Origin of the sequence: Pseudodesulfovibrio sediminis (assembly GCF_020886695.1) — a bacterium.
GTDB lineage: Bacteria > Desulfobacterota > Desulfovibrionia > Desulfovibrionales > Desulfovibrionaceae > Pseudodesulfovibrio > Pseudodesulfovibrio sediminis.
This window is the reverse complement of record NZ_AP024485.1, coordinates 134,388-154,739: the sequence shown is the minus strand read 5'-3', so window position 1 is coordinate 154,739 and position 20,352 is coordinate 134,388. Positions and strand designations below refer to the sequence as shown.

At 51.5% G+C, this 20,352-nt stretch carries 15 protein-coding genes; 10 read left to right on the top strand and 5 right to left on the bottom strand.

What is annotated here, in order from left to right; all coding sequences use genetic code 11:
- Positions 1–250: 250 nt before the first annotated feature.
- Positions 251–1,078, bottom strand: a complete 828-nt coding sequence (locus tag SRBAKS_RS00760) for a mechanosensitive ion channel family protein (RefSeq protein ID WP_229592611.1) — start codon at positions 1,076–1,078, stop codon at positions 251–253.
- Positions 1,079–1,179: 101 nt separating this feature from the next.
- Here SRBAKS_RS00760 and corA point away from each other — a divergent pair, with 101 nt between their 5' ends.
- A complete protein-coding gene (corA, locus tag SRBAKS_RS00755; protein ID WP_229592609.1) occupies positions 1,180–2,232 on the top strand; it encodes a magnesium/cobalt transporter CorA in 1,053 nt (350 codons plus the stop codon).
- A gap of 120 nt (positions 2,233–2,352) precedes the next feature.
- On the opposite strand, the gene SRBAKS_RS00750 is transcribed toward corA, so the two are convergent.
- A complete protein-coding gene (locus SRBAKS_RS00750; protein WP_229592607.1) occupies positions 2,353–2,712 on the bottom strand; it encodes a hypothetical protein in 360 nt (119 codons plus the stop codon).
- A gap of 275 nt (positions 2,713–2,987) precedes the next feature.
- Here SRBAKS_RS00750 and SRBAKS_RS00745 point away from each other — a divergent pair, with 275 nt between their 5' ends.
- From SRBAKS_RS00745 to SRBAKS_RS00735, 3 genes are read left to right on the top strand one after another with little or no spacing between them, the layout of a single operon-like run.
- The gene (locus SRBAKS_RS00745) at positions 2,988–3,476 is read left to right on the top strand and encodes an ATP-dependent zinc protease family protein (protein WP_229592605.1); all 489 of its coding nucleotides are present in this window, start codon (positions 2,988–2,990) and stop codon (positions 3,474–3,476) included.
- Positions 3,473–4,378 (top strand): 30S ribosomal protein S6--L-glutamate ligase, encoded by a 906-nt coding sequence (rimK, locus tag SRBAKS_RS00740; protein ID WP_229592603.1) that lies wholly within the window; start codon positions 3,473–3,475, stop codon positions 4,376–4,378. The genes SRBAKS_RS00745 and rimK overlap by 4 nt, the downstream gene beginning before the upstream one ends.
- A 38-nt stretch (positions 4,379–4,416) precedes the next feature.
- A complete protein-coding gene (locus SRBAKS_RS00735; protein WP_229592601.1) occupies positions 4,417–5,445 on the top strand; it encodes a succinylglutamate desuccinylase/aspartoacylase family protein in 1,029 nt (342 codons plus the stop codon).
- Here the strand turns inward: SRBAKS_RS00735 and SRBAKS_RS00730 are convergent.
- Positions 5,382–7,043, bottom strand: a complete 1,662-nt coding sequence (locus SRBAKS_RS00730) for a glycosyltransferase family 2 protein (protein WP_229592599.1) — start codon at positions 7,041–7,043, stop codon at positions 5,382–5,384. The two genes, SRBAKS_RS00735 and SRBAKS_RS00730, sit on opposite strands and share 64 nt — an antisense overlap.
- Positions 7,044–7,337: 294 nt before the next feature.
- Here SRBAKS_RS00730 and SRBAKS_RS00725 point away from each other — a divergent pair, with 294 nt between their 5' ends.
- The 5 genes from SRBAKS_RS00725 (at position 7,338) to SRBAKS_RS00705 (ending at position 12,981) form a co-directional block, all read left to right on the top strand.
- The gene (locus tag SRBAKS_RS00725) at positions 7,338–8,699 is read left to right on the top strand and encodes an L-serine ammonia-lyase (protein ID WP_229592597.1); all 1,362 of its coding nucleotides are present in this window, start codon (positions 7,338–7,340) and stop codon (positions 8,697–8,699) included.
- Between the two features lie 158 nt (positions 8,700–8,857).
- On the top strand, positions 8,858–9,586 hold the full coding sequence (locus SRBAKS_RS00720) for an amino acid ABC transporter ATP-binding protein (RefSeq protein WP_229592596.1): 729 nt from the start codon (positions 8,858–8,860) through the stop codon (positions 9,584–9,586).
- Between the two features lie 78 nt (positions 9,587–9,664).
- Positions 9,665–10,489: an ABC transporter substrate-binding protein gene (locus tag SRBAKS_RS00715; RefSeq protein WP_229592594.1), complete on the top strand. Its 825-nt coding sequence runs from the start codon at positions 9,665–9,667 to the stop codon at positions 10,487–10,489.
- 69 nt (positions 10,490–10,558) lie between these two features.
- Entirely contained in the window at positions 10,559–12,322 is a 1,764-nt protein-coding gene (locus SRBAKS_RS00710; protein WP_229592592.1) for an amino acid ABC transporter permease, read from the top strand.
- Between the two features lie 263 nt (positions 12,323–12,585).
- On the top strand, positions 12,586–12,981 hold the full coding sequence (locus tag SRBAKS_RS00705; protein WP_229592590.1) for a cytochrome c3 family protein: 396 nt from the start codon (positions 12,586–12,588) through the stop codon (positions 12,979–12,981).
- 115 nt (positions 12,982–13,096) lie between these two features.
- Here the strand turns inward: SRBAKS_RS00705 and SRBAKS_RS00700 are convergent, their stop codons facing one another.
- Together SRBAKS_RS00700 and SRBAKS_RS00695 are read right to left on the bottom strand one after the other, a co-directional pair.
- The gene (locus SRBAKS_RS00700; protein ID WP_229592588.1) at positions 13,097–15,271 is read right to left on the bottom strand and encodes a RelA/SpoT family protein; all 2,175 of its coding nucleotides are present in this window, start codon (positions 15,269–15,271) and stop codon (positions 13,097–13,099) included.
- Positions 15,272–15,284: 13 nt separating this feature from the next.
- The gene (locus SRBAKS_RS00695) at positions 15,285–16,922 is read right to left on the bottom strand and encodes a peptide-binding protein (RefSeq protein ID WP_229592586.1); all 1,638 of its coding nucleotides are present in this window, start codon (positions 16,920–16,922) and stop codon (positions 15,285–15,287) included.
- Between the two features lie 189 nt (positions 16,923–17,111).
- Between SRBAKS_RS00695 and SRBAKS_RS00690 the strand changes: the two genes are divergently transcribed.
- Entirely contained in the window at positions 17,112–20,321 is a 3,210-nt protein-coding gene (locus SRBAKS_RS00690) for a DEAD/DEAH box helicase (RefSeq protein ID WP_229592584.1), read from the top strand.
- Positions 20,322–20,352 lie beyond the last annotated feature (31 nt).

Sequence of the window (20,352 nt, the reverse complement as noted above, 5' to 3'; positions counted from 1 at the left end):
TCGTTACACGCAACAAAGCCGAGCGCGTATGAACGCACTGACCTGCCCTCTTTTACAAGGCCCAAAACGATAGACAGCAATAATTTATAAGGTTCGCAAATCAAACCGCATCCTTCGGGGAGCAGAGAGCGGAGGTTCAAATCCTCCCGACCAGAAAAATTAAGGGTTTATGACAAATCGTCATAAACCCTTTTTGTTTGCGCTTTTGCAACCTTGTCTCTTGCTGCTTAAAGAGTGTGCAGAGGGGGGCCTACGGTTGCTCTTCAGCCAGTTTGATGTCGAGATCCTGCATGCTGTTCAGGAAATCGGTGGTGATGGCATCCTGACTTTCCCGTGTCATGCGAGAGCGGCAGAGATACCGCAGAGTCAGACAGATGCCCCCGGTGGAAACAGAGACGTACACTCTGGGGGTCAAGAATTTGAAGAAGACCTTCTTGCGTTCAAAGACCTTCTTGATTCTGTCGAGATCAATGGCATCGGCTTCGTAGTACCGCTCTACTGCTTGTAAGAGCAGTTCCCGACCGTTTTCCCAGTTATCCGTTCTCTGGATAGCAATCTGGACTTCATTCCAGACATATCCGGCTCCGCGAGTGGCATTGATGACCGGCAGGGTAAAGACCTGCGCGTTGGGGACCTTGATGAGGCGGCCAGTGCTCTGGCCTGCCGAATCCGACTTTCCCACCTCAAGAAGTGTGAAGTAGAACAACCCCTTGCCTATGACGTCTCCGGTCGAATCCCCGACCTGCACTCTGTCGCCAATGGCAAACAACTCACGCCAGAAAATGACGAATGAACCGAGGAAGTTGAGGATAAGCTCTTTGGACACAATCGTCAGCGCAGCCGCAACAATGGTCAACGCTGTCAGAATGGACCCAAGTCCTTCCAGCCAGATAAAAATCAACGCAAATCCAAAAAAGAAAATCGCCGTATACTTGATGGCAAACGGCGCTTCCGAGTTCCGCTTTCCCTCTTTGGTCGCAATGGAAGACGCGAGTTTAGCCAAAGTGTAGACAACCAGCATAAGCGCTACACTTTCCAGAGTTTTAATCACATATGTATTATTCAACCACTCCATCATGAGAGACTCCAAACAGATATTACATGGACAGCACAATCGGCATAAGTATAGTATTCAAAACAAGCATTAAGGAAATACATTCATTGATCAAGGAGTGAATGATGTTTGATTTTTTACATTGGAACCAAGTCAAAAACGACGCAGCTCCAGGCACACTTGTTTACGCAGGCGCCAAACGCGAATTCACTCCTTTTGTGCTCCACTATGCGTACAATAAAGAACAGGTAGTCGAAGCTCGCTATGAAGACGTAAGTCAATGCCTCTTGAAAAAGGACATGATCAACCTTCTGGTCGTCACCGGGGTGCATGTCCCAGACATGATCAAATCCATGGGAACCACGCTGAACCTCCCACTGCTCACGCTGGAAGATGTCATGAACACCGGTCAACGGCCAAAAATGAGCTGGGCCGACGATGATACGAGCTTTATTGTCATGAAGCATGTGGATGTCAAGAATGAGAATCTGGAAAGCCAACAGGTAAGCATTTTCTGGAGAGACGGACTCGTTATCCTCTTCCTTGAAAAAGAAAGCGATCTGCTGACAGGACTCATCAATAGGATCAACAAGGGAAAAGGCCGTATCCGAAATTCAGACAGTTCCTACCTGCTGACAGCGATTCTCGATACCCTGGTTGACCGCGAAATGGCGACCCTTGGCCAACTAAGTGAAATTGCCCAGGACCTGGAGAACCAACTCGGACAAAGAACGACTGATGATCTTCTGGGGAAACTGTATGAGCTCAAGAGAGAGACCATTCTTTTACGGAACATCCTTGTCCCTGTTCGAGAAATATTCAAGAACCTTATGCACGAAGATGCCGAAATACCGGAAACCGTCCTCCCCTTTTTACGAGACACCGCCGGACATCAGGATCAGATTGTTGAAGGGGTGACGGCTTTGCATGACATTCTGAAGTCCATGGTTGACTACCAGATATCCCTCATTGGAATCCGAACCAATAATGTCATGCAGTTCCTGACCGTCATAGCCACCATTTTCATTCCCCTGACATTTATTGCAGGAGTGTATGGGATGAATTTCCAATACATGCCCGAGTTGGCATGGAGATATGGATACTTCTACGCCCTAGGCGCCATGGGAGTGGTCGGTCTGGCCATGCTCATCTATTTCATGCGCAAGAAATTTTTATAAAATTTGAGTAGGCAAAAATGACGACACCACGTTCTTTCTGAGCACGGAATCACTCATGAATACAACAAATAAAAGGCCGCCAATACAATCAGCGGCCTTACAAGATTGTATTCTCAGGCTCTAGCCACCAAACCAACCAGGGGCAAGAACTCCAAGAGCCTTGGTGTAGTGAACACGCAGGTCCTCAAGTTTCCCGCCAATGATCTTCTCCTGAGCCTCCAATGAAGGGCAGACATCTATCATCTGTGAAGCGATGGCATCCAGCTCCTTCACAGTTGACTTTATAAGGATTATTTCATCAGCGATGTCAGCACCCTTGTCTGAAGCAAGGATATCATACAGACGCGCTTTCCACGTGTTGAGTTCCATCTCCAAGCCCTTGCAATAATGAGCAACAGCTTCCTGTTTACCAGCATCGGTAGGGCAACCATCAATCCCCATACAACTCGGGCAGGGACCAGGATAATCCATATTGGGCATACTCGTTCTCCTTACAGGTTGAAGTTAAAGGAACCACCATATTATCATGTTTTCTCTCGCTTGAAAGAAAAATCTTCACATTATAACACCCACCACAGACTTGAAATCTCATAGCCTCAGAACACGGTTCCCCCTTGAAACATGCGGTCCGAATTCGACTTTCGAGCAATCCAATTTGTATTGCCAATTCAATTCCTATACTTTAAGGGCTGACTCGCATTCAAAAGTAACAGTCCCAACCGACTCAGTCGTGACAAGAAAACTGGAGGGCCAGTTTGAAGATAAAAGAACCCAAAATGATCATTGGATGGCGGGAATGGCTTGCTCTGCCGGATCTCGCTGTTCCGGCCATCAAGGCAAAGGTGGACACCGGAGCCAAGACCTCGGCGCTCCATGCTTTTGACATCTCTCCGTTCGAAGAAGACGGCATGCAATTCGTCTCTTTCAACATCCACCCATTGCAGGGAAACGATGATATCGAAATCCCCTGCAAGGCGCCTCTCGTTGACCGCAGAAAAGTGATGAATTCAGGTGGACAAAGCCAGAAACGGTATGTCATAGCGACCACTCTTCAAATAGCTGGCCGGTCCTGGCCAATCGAGTTGACTCTCACCAATCGTGATGAAATGAAATTCAGAATGTTATTAGGAAGAAATGCCATGTCCGGGCGACTGATTGTCGACCCTCATCTGTCTATGCAGGCGGGCGCGAAACATGGAGCAAGAATATACGAAAAGGCCATCAGAGAAGGGAGCATCAAATGAAAATTGTCATCTTGTCACGCAAAAGCAGCCTCTATTCCACCAGCGCACTAGTTGAAGCCGGAATCAAAGCGGGACATGAAATCGAGGTAATCAATCCCCTTCGGTGTTATATGAATATTACGTCGCACAACCCAAGCATCCACTACAAAGGGAAACGGGTTGAAGGCGTTGATGCCGTCATTCCACGCATTGGGGCTTCGATCACATTTTTCGGCACCGCCGTTGTCCGCCAATTCGAAATGATGGATGTTTACAGTGTCAATGAATCCATCGCCATCACCAGATCCAGAGACAAACTGCGCAGCCTGCAACTGCTTTCACGCAAAGGCATTGGCCTGCCCGTCACCGGATTTGCCAGCTCCACAAAATTCACCGGGGACCTCATCGACATGGTCGGAGGCGCTCCCCTTGTAGTCAAGCTGATCGAGGGAACCCAGGGGATCGGAGTCGTACTGGCGGAGAACCGTCAGGCCGCCGAGAGCGTCATTCAGGCATTCCAGGGACTCAAGGCCAATATTCTTGTGCAGGAATACATCAACGAGTCCAAGGGCTCGGACATTCGCTGCTTCGTGGTCGGCGGCAAGGTGGTCGCCTCCATGAAGCGCACTGCGGCCGGTGATGAATTCCGCTCCAACATCCACCGCGGCGGCTCGGCGATTCCTGTAAAAATCACCCCGGAGGAGCGCTCCACCGCTGTTCGGGCTGCCAAGATCATGGGCCTTAACATCTGTGGCGTGGACCTTCTGCGCTCCAATCACGGCCCGGTAGTCATGGAAGTGAACTCCTCTCCCGGCCTCGAAGGCATCGAAAAGGCAACGGGCATCGATATCGCTGCCAAAATCATAACCTTCATCGAAAAAAACGCCAAACCCGGAAAGACCAAAACACGCGGAAAAGGTTAGCCTGATCCGTCCATACACTGAATAAAAAGGTCAGCACCATGGCACGACGTCCTATTGAAATAGGTGGGCAAACCATTGCCCCCGGCACACAGAAAACAGTCGTACTGCCGGTACCGGACACATATTTGCGGCAAGGCTCTGGCATGCCCGTGCATGTCTTCCATGGTCGCCGTGAAGGCCCGAGTCTGTTTGTCTGTGCCGCTATCCATGGAGACGAACTCAACGGCATTGAAATCGTCCGTCAACTGACCGGATTGAAACGGCTCTCCAAACTCGCGGGGACACTCTACGCCATCCCTGTCGTCAACATATACGGATTCATATCCAATACGCGCTACTTGCCGGACAGACGGGATCTGAACCGTTTCTTCCCGGGGAAAATCGGCGGTTCTCTTGCCTCCGAACTGGCTCTGGTCCTGTTCGACAACATCGTCACACAGTGTCAATACGGTATTGACCTGCACACCGGCTCGAACCACAGGACCAACCTCCCCCAGGTGCGCGGCAACATGGATGATGAAGTCGTGCTGCACATGGCGGAAGCATTCGGCTCCCCCATCGCCTTGAACATTGACGGGACAGAGGGCACATTGCGCTCCGCTGCCGAAGCCTGTGGAGTGAAAACACTGCTCTATGAAGCAGGAGAAGCACTCTGCTTTGATGAATTTTCCATCCGGGCCGGGGTCCGGGGAATCACTTCGGTCATGGAATATCTCGGCATGCTTGCCAAAAGAAAAGCCACAAAACGCAGAAAAGTCGCACTTCAGGTCGCCCATGACCGGACATGGTGTCGCGCTTCAGCAAGCGGTCTCTTCCGTGGCAAAGCCAAGTTAGGCGAACGTGTCAAAAAAGGGGAGATTCTGGGAACAATACATGACCCGTTCAGAAATGAATCCTTTGAACTCATCTCCCCCAAAAGTGGAATGGTCATTGGCACTCAATCACTCCCTTCGGTCTACAAGGGAGACGCGATAATGCATATTGCCTGCTTTGAAACTCTCTCTCAAGCAGAGGCGCAGGTCGACAGATTTTCTGAAATTGTAATGGGCAGCACCCCCGCCTCTTGAAGACGTGTCCTCTTTGCATCAATATCCGCTGTAACGAATGCAGCCTGCGTCCGCAGCAATATATCCAGATGCTCGGCATGTCTCCCTTCCAGCACGGCCCTGTGGTTTTCGCCTTGTCTGACCGCGGCCTGTGACGGCTCTCTGACATAATCCGAGACACGCAAATGCCTGATTGCGACATCTCCGAGATACGCTGCCGGAGTGCCCGCCCGAAGCAACCGGAGGTCCAGATCCAGATCATCGAACTGACTGGGAGAATAGAGCAGATCAAATCCTCTGTGGCGTATGAGCGTCTCCACTTTGAACAGGTGGCAACAGCCTGTGACCGATGCCGCATGCCGTCTATACCCGAACTGCGACGGCATCGCGCACTCTGTGAGCGGTTCCTGCATCACGACCGCATACCCCCGGCTTTTGGCGTCCTCCTGTCCAAGCAAAAAACCGTCACCGTGTTGAATCAGGGTCGGCGAAGTCGCATCCATCACGCGGCAGCCCCATACTCCGGCTTGAGGGAATTCTTCAGTACCGGACGCGAGGCCAAGCAACCAATCCGAAGGCACCAGAACATCGTCATCCAAATAGGTTATCCACTGTGCTCCATCTTTTCGGGCCGCATCGAGCAACCAGTTTCGTGCGGCCGGTGCACCGATATTAACCGGCAGGGAGACCACGTCCATATGTCCATTGAATCGCTCCTTCGCGGCCTCGGCCACACGCAGGCTGTCATCCTCACTGCCATTGATGAGCACGCGAATACGCACATCGCCCACCGTGTCACTCAGATCGGAAGCGAGCACGCTGTCCAGGGTCCGGGCCAATGCTTCGGCCTTGTTATACGAATAGATACTGACCACGCATTTGCCATCCAGACGAGTGGCCCGTTTCGCAGGAAAGACGAGGCTATCCATAAAAAGCAATGCAGAGGTGTGTTCAGGAAAATCAGTCAACACATCACCAAGCAACGCCAGGCTTCGTTCCTTGTCTCCGGCACCGGCGAGGGCTGTGGCCAAACGGTAACGCATCCCGGGCACAGCGAATCGAAGCAGCAGTTCCTCATACAGGGCAACAGCCTGAGCAAACCGACCATTTGAGACATGGACTCCGGCCAGCAAAAAAGTGGCAATATCCGGCTCCATGGGAACAACCAGACGAGTCAGGAAAGATTCAAGCCAATCCCACCGGGACAAAACCCCTTGGAAGGTCATGGCCTGCTGAACAATCGACAAAGGATTGCGCCCCTTGAGCCCTTTTTCCATGCGGGCACTCATGGCCTCCACGTCACCACTGACGAACAACTCCTGCATTTCCGGGTCGCCCTCACCGCGCATCTTTTGTGCAACAGCGCCGGCAAGACGCACGGCTTCAGGGGTAAGCAATTTCTGAAATGCAGGGATAATCTGTGAAAGCCGAACCAATTCTCCAGCAAGAGGCCCGTTGAGTGGGAATTCAGTCCAAGCCATACAAAAAAGCCGGGCACCGGCTCCGATCGCTTTGGATGCGTCCTGTGCGGTCTCGGCTTTTTCAGCCAGACGAAATGATTTCTGTGCGGCTGCCAGAAGGTGGTTATGCCCCGTTGTCCCAATCTGTAATAAATCCATCGACGTGTTCCGTGTGTCAAAAGTACCGTATCTGCCCGGATCGGATACAATATCCGTTCCACGTGACGTCCCTGAAATGACTCCGTACACCAATAACCTCGCATACTGTCCTTTGCAATGCACATGCATTCACTCACTCAAATGTCATTCCATGGTTGCAACTCCATGAATCTCAGTGCATCGTACTAGAAGTGCCGTCCACGCTTTTGCAAATCACATGGGCAGCACGAATGAGGGAAAAATGAACAAGACGATCAGGATCTATGCGGATACCGCCCCACGAGGACGGAATTAATGCCGCCCATAACTACATCCATATTTGAACTCTTCAAAATCGGACCCGGCCCATCCAGTTCGCACACCATCGCCCCCATGAAGGCCGGATTTGACTTCATGGAACGCATCCGCGCTCTGCCCAAAGAACAGCGAATGGCTGCCGACACGCTTGAAATCCGCCTTTTTGGTTCTTTGTCGGCCACTGGCGACGGGCATGGTACCCGCCGCGCCGTCATGGCCGGTCTGCTCGGCTACCAGCCCGACACCTGCCATCCCAATGTATTGGAAGAGGTGGAAAAGTCCTGTCAGGACTTTGAACTGGATATCGACGGCAAGGTACTCACATACTGCCCGGCCAATATACTCTTTGATGCGGTTCAGCATGACTATCCGCACTCCAACACCATGGTCTTTGCCCTGAAGGCCGGAGAGACTATCCTTTTGGATACGACCTACTACTCTGTGGGCGGCGGCTTTCTGCGCTGGGAAGGATGGCAGGAACCGGAGTACGGTGCCCCGGCCTATCCCTACAAGAACATGGCGCAACTCAAGGAACACCTCCGCACACACTCCATCCGCCTGCACGAATTGATGCTGGCCAACGAGACAGCCATTACCGGCATGTCGGAAGCTGAAATATATGCGGGTCTCGATCACATCGTCGAGGTGATGGATCGAGCCGTGGAACAAGGCATACAAACTACAGGTGTTCTGCCCGGTCCCATAGGACTCCATCGCAAGGCTGCCATCATGTACTCGCAGGCCAAGGAAGAACACTTTCAGGGGCCGGGCTTTGTCAAGGCGATCAACGCATACGCCATGGCCGCATCTGAGGAGAACGCGTCAGGGCATTGCGTGGTCACTGCTCCGACTTGCGGAGCCGCAGGCGTCATTCCTGCCATTATTTTCATGCTCAAACGACAGATGGGCGCACTTTCAGACGAAATTCGACAGGGACTCCTCGCCGCTAGCGCCATAGGATTCCTGTGCAAGCACAACGCCTCCATCTCTGGGGCCGAGGTCGGTTGTCAGGGCGAAGTCGGCGTGGCCTCGGCCATGGCGGCAGCACTGCTCGCGTATGCCCGCGGATATAAGTTCCAGGTCACTGAAAATGCAGCGGAAATAGCAATGGAACATCACCTGGGACTCACCTGTGACCCGGTGGGCGGCTTCGTACAGATACCGTGTATTGAACGGAATGCCATGGGAGCGATCAAGGCATACAACGCCTATCTGATCGCTTCCACGCTGGATGAATCCTATCAAAAGGTAAACCTGGACAAAGCCATCGAAGCCATGGCCCAGACAGGACGCGATATGTCCAGAAAGTATAAGGAAACGTCCATGGCCGGTTTGGCCCAATCCATGACGGAGTGTTAAAAAACAGAGTTGAACAAGGGCAAAAAACATAGATTTGCCATTATTGCAGAACTTGGTTCAGAGAAACAACCTCACACCGAATTATGATTGCTTTTTATGTCATATTTTGGTAAATAGTCCTCTTGCATTTTTACCAAATTCGATTTTTGGAGTAACATGTGATTTCTTTCAAAAGCGTCAATAAATGGTACGGGGATTTTCAGGTCCTCAAAAATATCAACCTCGATATCGCAAAAGGCGAAGTTGTCGTTGTCTGCGGCCCGTCCGGGTCAGGCAAGTCCACGATGATTCGGTGTATTAATCGCCTGGAACCCATTCAGGATGGCGACATCACTGTAGATGGGATGAATGTGTCCGATCCGAGAACCAACATGACCCTGTTACGCGCCGAAGTCGGCTTCGTGTTCCAGCAGTTCAACCTCTACCCGCACATGACAGTCATCGACAACATCACGCTGGCCCCCACCATGGTCCGCGGCATGAGCCGGGGCGAAGCCACTGCCATCGGCATGGAACTGCTCAAGAAGGTGGACATCCCGGACAAGGCAGGTGCCTATCCGTCACAGCTCTCTGGTGGTCAGCAGCAGCGTGTCGCCATCGCTCGCGGCCTGGCCATGCAGCCGAAGATCATGCTGTTTGACGAGCCGACCTCGGCACTTGACCCGGAAATGATCAACGAAGTGCTGGATGTCATGAAATCGCTTGCTCGCGAGGGTATGACCATGATCTGCGTCACCCACGAAATGGGCTTTGCGCGCGAAGTTGCGGACCGTGTCATCTTCATGGACGAAGGCCTGCTCATCGAACAAAACACCCCTGAGGAATTCTTTAACAATCCTCAGAGCGACCGGACTAAAGACTTTCTCAGCAAGATTCTCAGCCATTAGGCAAAGAATATATGCCTCGACCGGATATGGTGTCCGGAAGGGGCTTATTTGTTTGGACTCAACTATCAGGAGAGGTAAATGAGAGTTCTCAAAATCGCTGCTATGGCAGCACTGCTCGTCATGGCAGCTTCCGTTGCTTTCGCCGGCCCCACTTACGACCGTGTGATGTCTACCAAAGTTCTCAAAGCCGGTATTTCCAACCAGGGTATCCCCTTCGGCTTCATTGATGAGAAGAACGACTGGGTCGGCTTCGATGTCGACATGGCCACCGAGATCGCCAAGCGCCTTGGTGCCAAGCTCGAAAAGGTCGTTGTGAACAACAACACCCGCATTTCCTTTGTACAGACCAACCCGCCCAAGGTGGACATGGTTCTGTCCAACATGACCCACAAGCGCGTGCGCGACGAGAAGATCGACTTCTCCATCACCTACTTCTTCGACGGTCAGAAGTTCCTGGCCAAGAAAGGCGCTGTCAAGGACGTCAAGGATCTGGCAAACATGAAGATCGGCTCCATGCAGGGCACCACCTCCATTGTAAACGCCACCGCCTACCTGAAGTCCCTTGGCAATGCTAACCCCAAGGTCACCGGTTATGACGGTGAAGTCGCCATGTTCGAGGCCCTGAACTCCGGTCGAGTCCAGGCTATCTCCACCGATTCCACCATTCTGCTCGGTTATGCTGCCAAGGTTCCCGGCAAGTACGAATTGGTTGGCGAATTCATTTCCGATGAGCCTTACGGCATCGGTCTGCCCCAGGACGACTCTGCATGGCGCGATGCCATCAACTTTACCCTCCAGGACATGTGGAAAGATGGCACTTACATGACCATCTACAACAAGTGGTTCGGCCCCAAGTCTGCCTACCCCTTCCCCATGACTTCCAAGATCGAACTGTGGCCCTAAGCTGCTAGCGAAAGCCTAATCAGGTCCCGGAGTTGCAGACTCCGGGACCTTCTTCCTAAAAAGAGTACGATGATTAAAACGTATTTCGAGAAACCCCCGGTCCAGAACACAATCCTAGTAGGCATGGTCGGTCTGGTTATCTATTATTTCGCCTTTGTTTTCGAATTCAAATACGACTTCGACTGGGCCGTTTTTGTGACGGAAGGCCAATACGGGCACATGGGCCATCTCATGCTGAACGGCCTTAATACGACTCTGACAGTTACCTTCTATTCGACACTCATCGCGCTTGCCTGTGGAACCATTTTCGGCCTGGCCCGCCTGTCAAAGTTCAAACCGGTGTATTGGTTCGCCACCTGTTATGTTGAGTTTTTCCGTAACACTCCCCTGATGATCCAACTTTTTTTCTGGAACTTTGCCCTGCCCAATGCCTTTCCCGAAGAAATCCGTTTCAAACTCTTTGAAATGGACTTCGAATTCTGGTGCGCTACTATTGGTTGTGGTATCTTTACCGGCGCATTCATGGCTGAAATCATCCGCGCAGGCATCCAATCCATCCCCAAGGGATTGTTGGAAGCCTCCTATTCTTCCGGCCTGACCTTCACTCAAACCCTGCGTAAGATCATCCTGCCCCTGGCTTTCCGCGAGATCATTCCGCCCCTCGGCAGTGAATTCCTCAACAACATGAAGAACACGTCTCTGGCCATGACCATAGGTGTTACCGAGCTGTTCTGGTCCATGCAGGAAGTCCTCTCGCTCACCTACCGTACATTTGAAGCTATTGTGGTTGCGACCCTCATCTATCTCATTTTGTCTTTGATTATTGCTGGCATAATGTACGTCGTAAACGAAAAGCTGAAAATTATGCCCAGAGACAAGGTTACCCCTCTGCGCAAAATCGCGGATATCATATTCTGGCCTTTTGATTTGATCGGTCAGGTATTGGAATATGTGTTGTGGTACTTTAGAAAATCGCCGGACAAACGAACCGTTTCTCCTATTACCCGGCTTACCAAAACGTCTGTCAAACAACTCATCTTATTCGCCAAAATTCTCTTTATATCTGGCCTTGCCTATAGCCTCTATGCGATCGGCATGGCTATTGCTCACTTCAACTTCACAGTGATCTGGGCCAACCTTCCGACCCTGCTGTTCTGGCGCTTCCCTAACGGAGACGAAACTGAATTCTTTATGGGTTTTGGTGGACTCGCGGGCTCAATCCTTATTGCCATCATAGCCATTACCGGCAGCTTCTTTATTGGTCTTATCATTGGCATGGGACGATCTGCAAAAAACCGCGTTCTCAGAATTCCGTGCACACTCTATATTGAATTGTTTCGTGGGGTCCCTCTGATCCTTGTCATTTTCTGGTTCTACATGGTTGTGCTTCCGTTCGTATTCAAAGTATATATCCAAGCCTTCTGGGCCGGCACCATTGCCTTGACGTTTTTCTTTAGCGCATACATTGCCGAAACGGTTCGTGGTGGCATTGAAAACATTCCGCCCGGTCAGGTGGAAGCAGCCAAGGCATCAGGTTTGACCTACTTTCAAACCATGCGAAAAATCATTCTGCCCCAGGCACTCAAGCAAATGCTGCCCGCTCTGGTGGGCATGTTTATTGCCGCTTTCAAGGACACATCACTACTGTATATCATCGGTGTCATGGAACTCCTCAGGGCAGGATATGCAGTCAACAACCGCCTCATGGTTTATCCATTTGAAATCTACACGACCATCCTCGTACTCTACTTCATCTTCAGCTATATCATGAGCCTCTATGCAAAGCGGCTTGAAAGACGACTCAGCCCAGAGCGGGTTCGCATCGACATGTAGACTCAATTCCGCACAAATATACAAGGGGAAGCAGACTGCTTCCCCTTTTTTGTGTCCTGTACCTGTCCTCCCCATGAAAGAACAGATTGGAAACGAGCCTGTACGTGTACACAAAACAGTGACCATGAATGGAGCATCGTGCGCAAAAAGCGTACTCCTCTCATACGCTCAAAAATATAAATCACTATATTTCAAGACATTAGTATATGGCACACCCTTTGCCTTATCCCGTATGATACTGACCCACAACAACGGAGGAACGCATGTATCGCCTCATTATGACCATACTCACAGTCTGTATGCTGACCCTGGCAGGAGGGTTGGCCAATGCAGCCCCTGATGCTCCCGGAGATTTGAAGCTTGGACCGCCCGAAGGCATGACGGCTTCAAAGACCATGGTGGACTTCTCCCACAAGCGGCACGACGACGCCAAGATAGACTGTGTAACCTGCCACCACACATGGGACGGAAAGAGTGACATACAGAGTTGTGCTACCCCTGGTTGCCATGACCAACCCGGCAAGAAGGAAAAGACCGCCTACTATACAGCGTTCCATTCCAAGAAGGCTGAAAACAGCTGTCTCGGCTGTCACAAGATCGTGAAGAAGAGAGATGGCAAGCCGGTCCCGGTCAGTTGCAAGTCCTGTCACCCCAAGTAAATTTTGAGTCTCTGCCTCTCCCCCAACCCTCTAACCAGAAAGCCCGCTCATCTGCGGGCTTTCTGGTATTTGTAAGGGATGTCGGGAGCGGCATACCTCCCGCCATGGCGCACAATCACGATACGCGCAGAGCTTCCTGCACCGCTTTGAGCTTTTTGACTTCAGCCAGAGCCGAATAGAGCTGATCCAGATCCTTTACCTCAACGGTAAACTCCAGAAGAGATGTGCCGTCCACGTGAGATTTGAAACTACCGGAGTCAATATTGACATCCATGTCTGCCAGCATGGTGCAAATCTTGCCAAGCATGCCGGGCTTGTTAAGGCATTTGATTTTGACCTTGGCTGGATACGGCTTTTCTTCAATCCCTTCCCAGGTCACCTGAAGGAGCCGCTCATCTTCAAAACTTTTGACATTGGGGCAATCGACACGATGCACGGTCACACCCCGCCCACGGGTGATATAACCTACAATAGGCTCACCGGGTAATGGATTGCAGCAGACCGCGAAACGAACAAGCACATTGTCTACGCCGGAGATCAGCAACCCGTCAGCTTTAGGTTTTTTCTTGCTCTCCCCTTCTGTGCCCTTTTCCTTGTCCTTGAGCTTGCGTTCATCCAGCGGCTCGTCGTGAGTAAGGGCGTACAGACGTTTCAACACCTTACGCGGTGTAAAACGGGAAAAACCAACCTGGGTCAGGAGATCATCCACACTGCTGCAATTGAACTCTTCAGCCAACCGGATGAACTCGCCATCCTTGATGGCTTTCTGCACGTTGATACCGGTACGACGCCCTTCCTTGTCCAGCAGATCCTTGCCAAGGGCAATGGCCCGCTCGCGTTCCACGGTACGGATGTACTGCTTGATACGGGTACGCGCCTTGGCGGTCTTGACGAATTTGAGCCAGTCCCGACTGGGGACCCGATTCTTGTCCGTAATGACTTCCACGGAGTCACCGTTCTTGAGCGTCGAATGCAACGGTACGATTCGTCCGTTGACCTTGGCTCCGGCACAAATATCTCCCACTTCGGAATGAATGGCGTAGGCAAAATCAACCGGGGTGGCCCCGTCAGGCAACTCCTTGATGTCACCATTGGGCGTAAATACGTACACTTCGTCCTGAAACATCTCCAGCCGCAGTGAGGACATGAACTCACGAGGGTCAGACAACTCCCGCTGCCAGTCCATGATCTGCTTGAGCCAGGTATACCGCTCGGCATCCCGCTTCCCGGCGGTCTTGCCCCGTTTGGCTCCCTTGCCCACTTCCTTGTACTGCCAGTGAGCGGCCACACCATACTCAGCGATCTGGTTCATTTCTTCAGTACGAATCTGAAACTCGATGCGCTCGCCATCCGGCCCGATGACCGTGGAGTGGAGCGACTGATACATGTTCGTCTTGGGGATGGAAATATAATCCTTGAAACGCCCTGGGACAGGACGCCATTCCGCATGGATGAGGCCGAGAACAGCGTAACAGTCCTTCAACGACTTGACGATGATACGAAAGGCGATGAGGTCGTATATCTCATCAAACGTCAACCCCTGCTGCTCCATCTTGACATGAATGGAATGCAGATGCTTGGTGCGCCCATAGACCTGCCCCTGCATCTTGTTCTTCTTGAGCATGCTCTGCATGAGAGCGATAACCTTGTCGATATACGGCTCACCGGCGGCCCGGTGTTCGGACACAGCTTCCGAGAGCTGTTCAAAAACATCGGGTTTCAAAAAGCGCAGACAGAGATCTTCCAGTTCGGTCTTGATCCGGTGCAAACCGAGGCGGTTGGCCAACGGCGCATAGATATCCTGGGTCTCCTGGGCAATGAGCCGCTGCTTGACCGGCTTCATGTGCTCCAGCGTACGCATGTTGTGCAGCCTGTCGGCCAGCTTAACCATAAGCACACGAATATCCTCGGCCATAGCCAGAATGAGCTTGCGAATATTCTCCGCCTGCTGCACGGCCTTGGACTCGAAATCCATCCGGGATATTTTGGTGACGCCATCCACGATATCAGCCACGTCCGAGCCGAACAGCTCTTCGATCTCATCAACCGTGGTATCGGTATCCTCCACCGTGTCATGCAGGAGGCCGGCCGCAACAGTGGCTTCGTCAAGCTGCATGTTGGCCAAAAGATACGCGACATTTATGGGATGGGAAATATACGGCTCACCAGACCGCCGCACGACACCATCATGAGCCTGTGCGGAAAAAACATACGCCCTCTGGATAAGGTCCAAATCGGGCTTATCGATATATGTAGCCACCTGTTCGGTGATCTGATTGATGCGAATCATGAAATTCCGGTCTTTACGGTTGATGCTGTAAGGTTTGTGGAATCCACCACTGATTGAAATTATAGGCTATCCCGGCAGGTGCCGCTGTTATATTCTGCACCCTGGCCTTCACAATAGGCAACGTCATTGGAACATACAGAAAACAATACGGTACATCGTCATGCAGGATACGCTGAACCTTGTCATAAATGGGTTTGCGCTCTTCCTGCTTCACCAGGTACCGACCTTTGGAGAGCAGTTCATCCAATTCAGGGTTGATATAGTGGATAAAGTTCAATCCACCGTTAACGGCCATAGAAGAATGCCATACATTATAAATATCGGGATCTTGAAGAATATTCCATCCTAAAATAATAGCGTCGAACCGTCCCTTGTCAATGAACTCCTTCAAAAAAGCAGCCCATTCAATGGCTCTGACCTCGACCTTGATACCGAGATCTTTCAACCGATGTTGAATGATAATACCACACTTGATGCGCTGGGTGTTCCCCTGGTTGGTAATAATGGAAAAGGCAAACGGCCTTCCGTCCTTGTCCAGTATCCCATCGCCATCAGTGTCGCTCCATCCCGCCTCTGCCAACAGACGACGAGACTCGGCAAGATTGAATTTCCTCGGTTTTACATCGACATTGTACTGCCAAGTGCCAGGCTCGTAGGGGCCATTGGCCGGTTCGCCCAGTCCGTATAGAACTCCCTTGATTATCTCGCGCCTGTCAATAGCGTAATCAATGGCCTGACGCACACGAACATCTTGAAAAAACGGATGCTTAAAATTAAACCCCAAAAAGGAATAAGCCGAGGCCGTGTACTTGAACTTGTTGAAACTCCCATCCCATCCAGGACCGGATGTCTGGTAAAGATACTGCAATGGATTCAGACTGACGGTATCCAGATTCCCTGCCTTGAGCTCCAGAAACTGGGTGCCCATGTCAGGAATGATGCGATACACGACTTCATCAATGTACGGCCTACCCTCAAAAAAATCCGGATTGGCTTCCAACACGACCTGACTGCCTGGTGTCCACTCCTTGAGTTTGTACGGACCAGCCCCCAACGGTTGTCGACTATATTTCGTGTTGAGCAGGTCCTCACCCTCAAGAGCATGCTTGGGCAGGATATCCGTTGCCCATGAAACCAGTGCCTTTGCAAAGGGTTTTTCATATTCGACTTCAAACGAGAACTTCCCGGTCAATCGAAATGATTTGACCTGTTTGAAGTTGCCTGCATAGGCCGTGGGCGTCTTGGGGTCTATGGTCAGCCTGTAGGTATATTCGACATCCTCTGCGGTGAGCTGCACCCCATCGGTCCAGTAAATGTCATTCCGCAATGTAAATTTCAGCAGTTTGCCACCATCCAGGACCTCATAGGACTTCGCAGCATACGGGACCAGGTTGATATTCTTGTCATATTTCAAAAGATTAACATAAATACGGCTGGCGACCTCGTGCGATGGCCTATCGGTGGACAAAATGGTAATAAGATTGCTTGGTTCACCAATACTCGCCTCGACAAATGAGCCCCCCGTCTGAGGTTGGGCCGGAATATCCGCAGGGTGTATCGGTTTAACAGGAGTAGCAGGCCCTCCCCCCTCTCCGCAGGCGGCGAGGCTGAACAGACAAAAGATAACGATAATCAGGTTGGTGAGTCTCATTTTTCCTTGCAAATTGAGCTTGGTTGGACCATATAATTATATGAATATGGCATGCTGTTGTCACTATGGCCCAACGGATGTAAAAAGCCAAGGACATGATGATCCATAATTCAGACATATCCCACTTGCCCATTGCCATAGATACATGTAATGAACCCTGTCTAACTTTCGACTAGCTAAAGAATACTGATGAGCAACGGCGAAGAACATATAGTCAAATCCATTCTGCAAGATTTCATTGGGAACAGCGTACCGGATTATATTCTGGAAAGCGCCCATGAAATAGTTGCTGCCAACGGTGTTGCCAAGCTGGCTCTCAAGAAACGAGAGCAGTACTGGGACATCGACGGTTCCGTGCATGGCGATGAATTCCAGAACTATACGTCTGAAATTGGTCTGAATCTGTCTGAAAAATCCATCAACTATTACTGCAATTGCCCGGACTCTTTCTCCGGCGTATGCCGCCACGTGGCTGCCACTGCGGTCAAATTGATGAAATCACTGGACACGGATTCCGATGAAACAATGCCCACTCCCCGTACAGACTGGCGCCAGACCTTCCGTCCGTTCTTTGCCACGGAGCTTGAGCCTGAAGCCGGACGGCATTACATCATATATCGAATTTATCCGGAACTTGGTCGCCTTCAGGTGGCTTTCTTCCGCGCCCGTCAGAACAAGTCCGGCATATCTCAGGTGCAGAACGAAATCACGCTTGCCCAGATCGTAGAGAATTCCGATTGGTGCGACACCTCACCGGCTCTGCCAGGCGTGGCTGAACAGATCGGCCACTATCTGGACTATTGGGGGCACAAAGTCGAAATCCCGGCTGGCCTGCACTCCTGGTTCTTCCGTGCAATCAAGGGAGAATATTACCTCTATCTGCGTGAGTCCGACCAGCCCGTGACTGTCGAGTCCAAAACCATGCAGCTCAAACTGTCACCGCATCTGAGCGAAGACGGTCTGAATTTCGAAATTCTGCTGGCCCGTGAAGACAAGATGCCGTTCCCCATCACCGATGAGGAAGAAATCTATTTCTATGGCCGCCTGCCGCTGTGGGTTTATTACAAGAATTCCTTCTACCCGGTACAGACCGGGCTAGAACCCAAGCTCGTACAGGCCATGGTGGAGCAGAAACCCATCGTACCGCATGCGGACGTGTCCGAATTCCTGGACCGCGTCTGGACACAGATTCCTGTTTCCGCCCTGTATGGCCAGGAAGACTTCCTTGAACGCGTCGGCCCCATCTTCCAGGACGCCGAGTACGATCCCAAGCTGTACCTTGATGAAGAAGGTTCCCTGCTGGTTCTCAAGATTCAGAACATCTACACCAACGAACATGGTGAATTCGTCATGCCCGGTCCCAACCCGGATCTGCAAACCGGCAGCTATCATGAGGGTGGCAAATCTTATCTTATCCGCCGTGCGCAGGATGAGGAAGCACAGCTGTTCGCTGAATTGCAGGACATGAATTTCCAGGCCAGAAACAACCACATCTGGTTCATGGAGCAGGAGGAAGCGATCAACTTCCTGCTCGACTATTACCCGCAACTGGTTGAGGCCTATAGAGTTTTCGGCGAACAGAACCTGACTCGCTACAAAGTTCGCACCACACAGCCTCAGGTTGTGGCCGAGGTCGAGACAGACGAAGAAGAGAAATGGTTCAACCTCGAACTGTCGGTGGAATACGACGATCAGCGCGTTCCCATCGATGTTATCTGGGAAGCCTGGACCAAGGGCAAACGCTATGTGCAGCTCAAAGACGGCTCGTACACAAGTCTGCCCGAATCGTGGCTCAACAAGCTGGGCCACAAACTCAAGGCGCTTGGCTTTGACCCGGAAAAGGCACCCAAGCAGCACTTCAATCAATTCGAGACCCCTGTTCTTGAAAAGATTCTGGAAGACCTGCCCCAGGCCCAGACTGATGAATTTTTCGTTAAACTCAAAGAGAAGATCAACAACTTCGACGAGATCAAGATCATTGAGCAGCCAGAGGCCCTGCAGGCCACGCTCAGACCGTATCAGGCTCAGGGATTGAGCTATCTCAACTTCCTGCGTGAATACGGTTTCGGCGGCATCCTGGCTGATGAAATGGGGCTGGGTAAAACCATCCAGACTCTTTCATACATCCAGTCGCTGGTGGATAGAGGGATCGAAGGCCCGAACCTGATCATTGTGCCGACTTCCGTGTTGCCCAACTGGGAGCGAGAGGCGCAAAAATTTGTTCCGACGCTGAAGCTGCTGACCATTTACGGCGCCAAGCGCGAAGGACTTTTCCAGCACATCAAGGATTCGAACATGGTCATCACGACCTATGCGCTGCTCCGTCGTGATCTGGACGAGTTGCTCAAGTTCGAATACGCCAGCGTCATTCTTGATGAAGCACAAAACATCAAGAATCCCAATACGATCACAGCCCGATCCGTGCGCAAACTGCAAGCGGGACTGCGCGTCTGCCTGTCTGGTACGCCAATTGAAAACAATCTCTTTGAGCTGTGGTCACTGTTTGAATTTCTCATGCCCGGATTCCTCGGGTCGCAGCACTCCTTCCAACGCGGCATCGTCAAACCCATCAAGGATGGCGACGAGGAAACGCTGGAATACCTGCGCACCCGCGTCAAGCCGTTCATTCTTCGCCGCACCAAGGCGGAAGTCGCCAAAGACCTGCCGCCCAAGATCGAGACGACCCATTATTGCGAACTGGTCGACGAACAACGCGAGCTTTACAATGCTCTGGCCAAGAAGCTCAAGGATCAGGTCCTGCGCGATGTCGAGGAGAAAGGCATGGCCAAGAGCCAGATGTCCATCCTGGACGCCCTGCTCAAACTGCGCCAAATCTGTTGCCATCCTCGTCTGCTCAAACTCGACATGCCTGGCGTGTCCACCAACCTGCCCTCAGGCAAGTTCGACGCATTCAAGGATCTTATCGTCGATATCATTGACGGTGGACACAAGGTGTTGGTCTTCTCCCAGTTCGTGAAGATGCTCCACGTCATTCGCAACTGGTTGCAGATTCGAGAGATTCCCTTTGCCTATCTGGATGGATCATCAAAGGATCGCTTCGAGCAGGTGGATCGTTTCAACGATAGTCCGGATATTCCGATTTTCCTCATTTCACTCAAGGCGGGCGGCACAGGCCTCAACCTGACCAGTGCGGACTATGTCATCCACTACGACCCGTGGTGGAACCCGGCCGTGGAAAATCAGGCCACAGACCGTACGCACCGTATCGGCCAGAAACGTCAGGTGTTTGCCTACAAGATGATCTGCCAGAATACTGTGGAAGAGCGCATCCTCAAGCTTCAGGAACAAAAAAAGGATGTGGCCAATGCGATCATCCCCGGTCAATCTGCACTGAAGAGCCTCACCAGAGACGATCTGGAAATGTTGTTCGAAATATAGACGACTATCAGGAATTATTCCCATTTACAAC

Bases quoted from the DNA above. Each gene is read 5' to 3' on its own strand.
- SRBAKS_RS00725 (WP_229592597.1), top strand. From the start codon at position 7,338: ATGCCGCCCATAACTACATCCATATTTGAACTCTTCAAAATCGGACCC.
- SRBAKS_RS00695 (WP_229592586.1), bottom strand. From the start codon at position 16,922: ATGAGACTCACCAACCTGATTATCGTTATCTTTTGTCTGTTCAGCCTC.
- SRBAKS_RS00705 (WP_229592590.1), top strand. From the start codon at position 12,586: ATGTATCGCCTCATTATGACCATACTCACAGTCTGTATGCTGACCCTG.
- corA (WP_229592609.1), top strand. From the start codon at position 1,180: ATGTTTGATTTTTTACATTGGAACCAAGTCAAAAACGACGCAGCTCCA.
- SRBAKS_RS00760 (WP_229592611.1), bottom strand. From the start codon at position 1,078: ATGATGGAGTGGTTGAATAATACATATGTGATTAAAACTCTGGAAAGT.
- rimK (WP_229592603.1), top strand. From the start codon at position 3,473: ATGAAAATTGTCATCTTGTCACGCAAAAGCAGCCTCTATTCCACCAGC.
- SRBAKS_RS00690 (WP_229592584.1), top strand. From the start codon at position 17,112: ATGAGCAACGGCGAAGAACATATAGTCAAATCCATTCTGCAAGATTTC.
- SRBAKS_RS00710 (WP_229592592.1), top strand. From the start codon at position 10,559: ATGATTAAAACGTATTTCGAGAAACCCCCGGTCCAGAACACAATCCTA.
- SRBAKS_RS00730 (WP_229592599.1), bottom strand. From the start codon at position 7,043: ATGGATTTATTACAGATTGGGACAACGGGGCATAACCACCTTCTGGCA.
- SRBAKS_RS00750 (WP_229592607.1), bottom strand. From the start codon at position 2,712: ATGCCCAATATGGATTATCCTGGTCCCTGCCCGAGTTGTATGGGGATT.
- SRBAKS_RS00715 (WP_229592594.1), top strand. From the start codon at position 9,665: ATGAGAGTTCTCAAAATCGCTGCTATGGCAGCACTGCTCGTCATGGCA.
- SRBAKS_RS00700 (WP_229592588.1), bottom strand. From the start codon at position 15,271: ATGATTCGCATCAATCAGATCACCGAACAGGTGGCTACATATATCGAT.
- SRBAKS_RS00735 (WP_229592601.1), top strand. From the start codon at position 4,417: ATGGCACGACGTCCTATTGAAATAGGTGGGCAAACCATTGCCCCCGGC.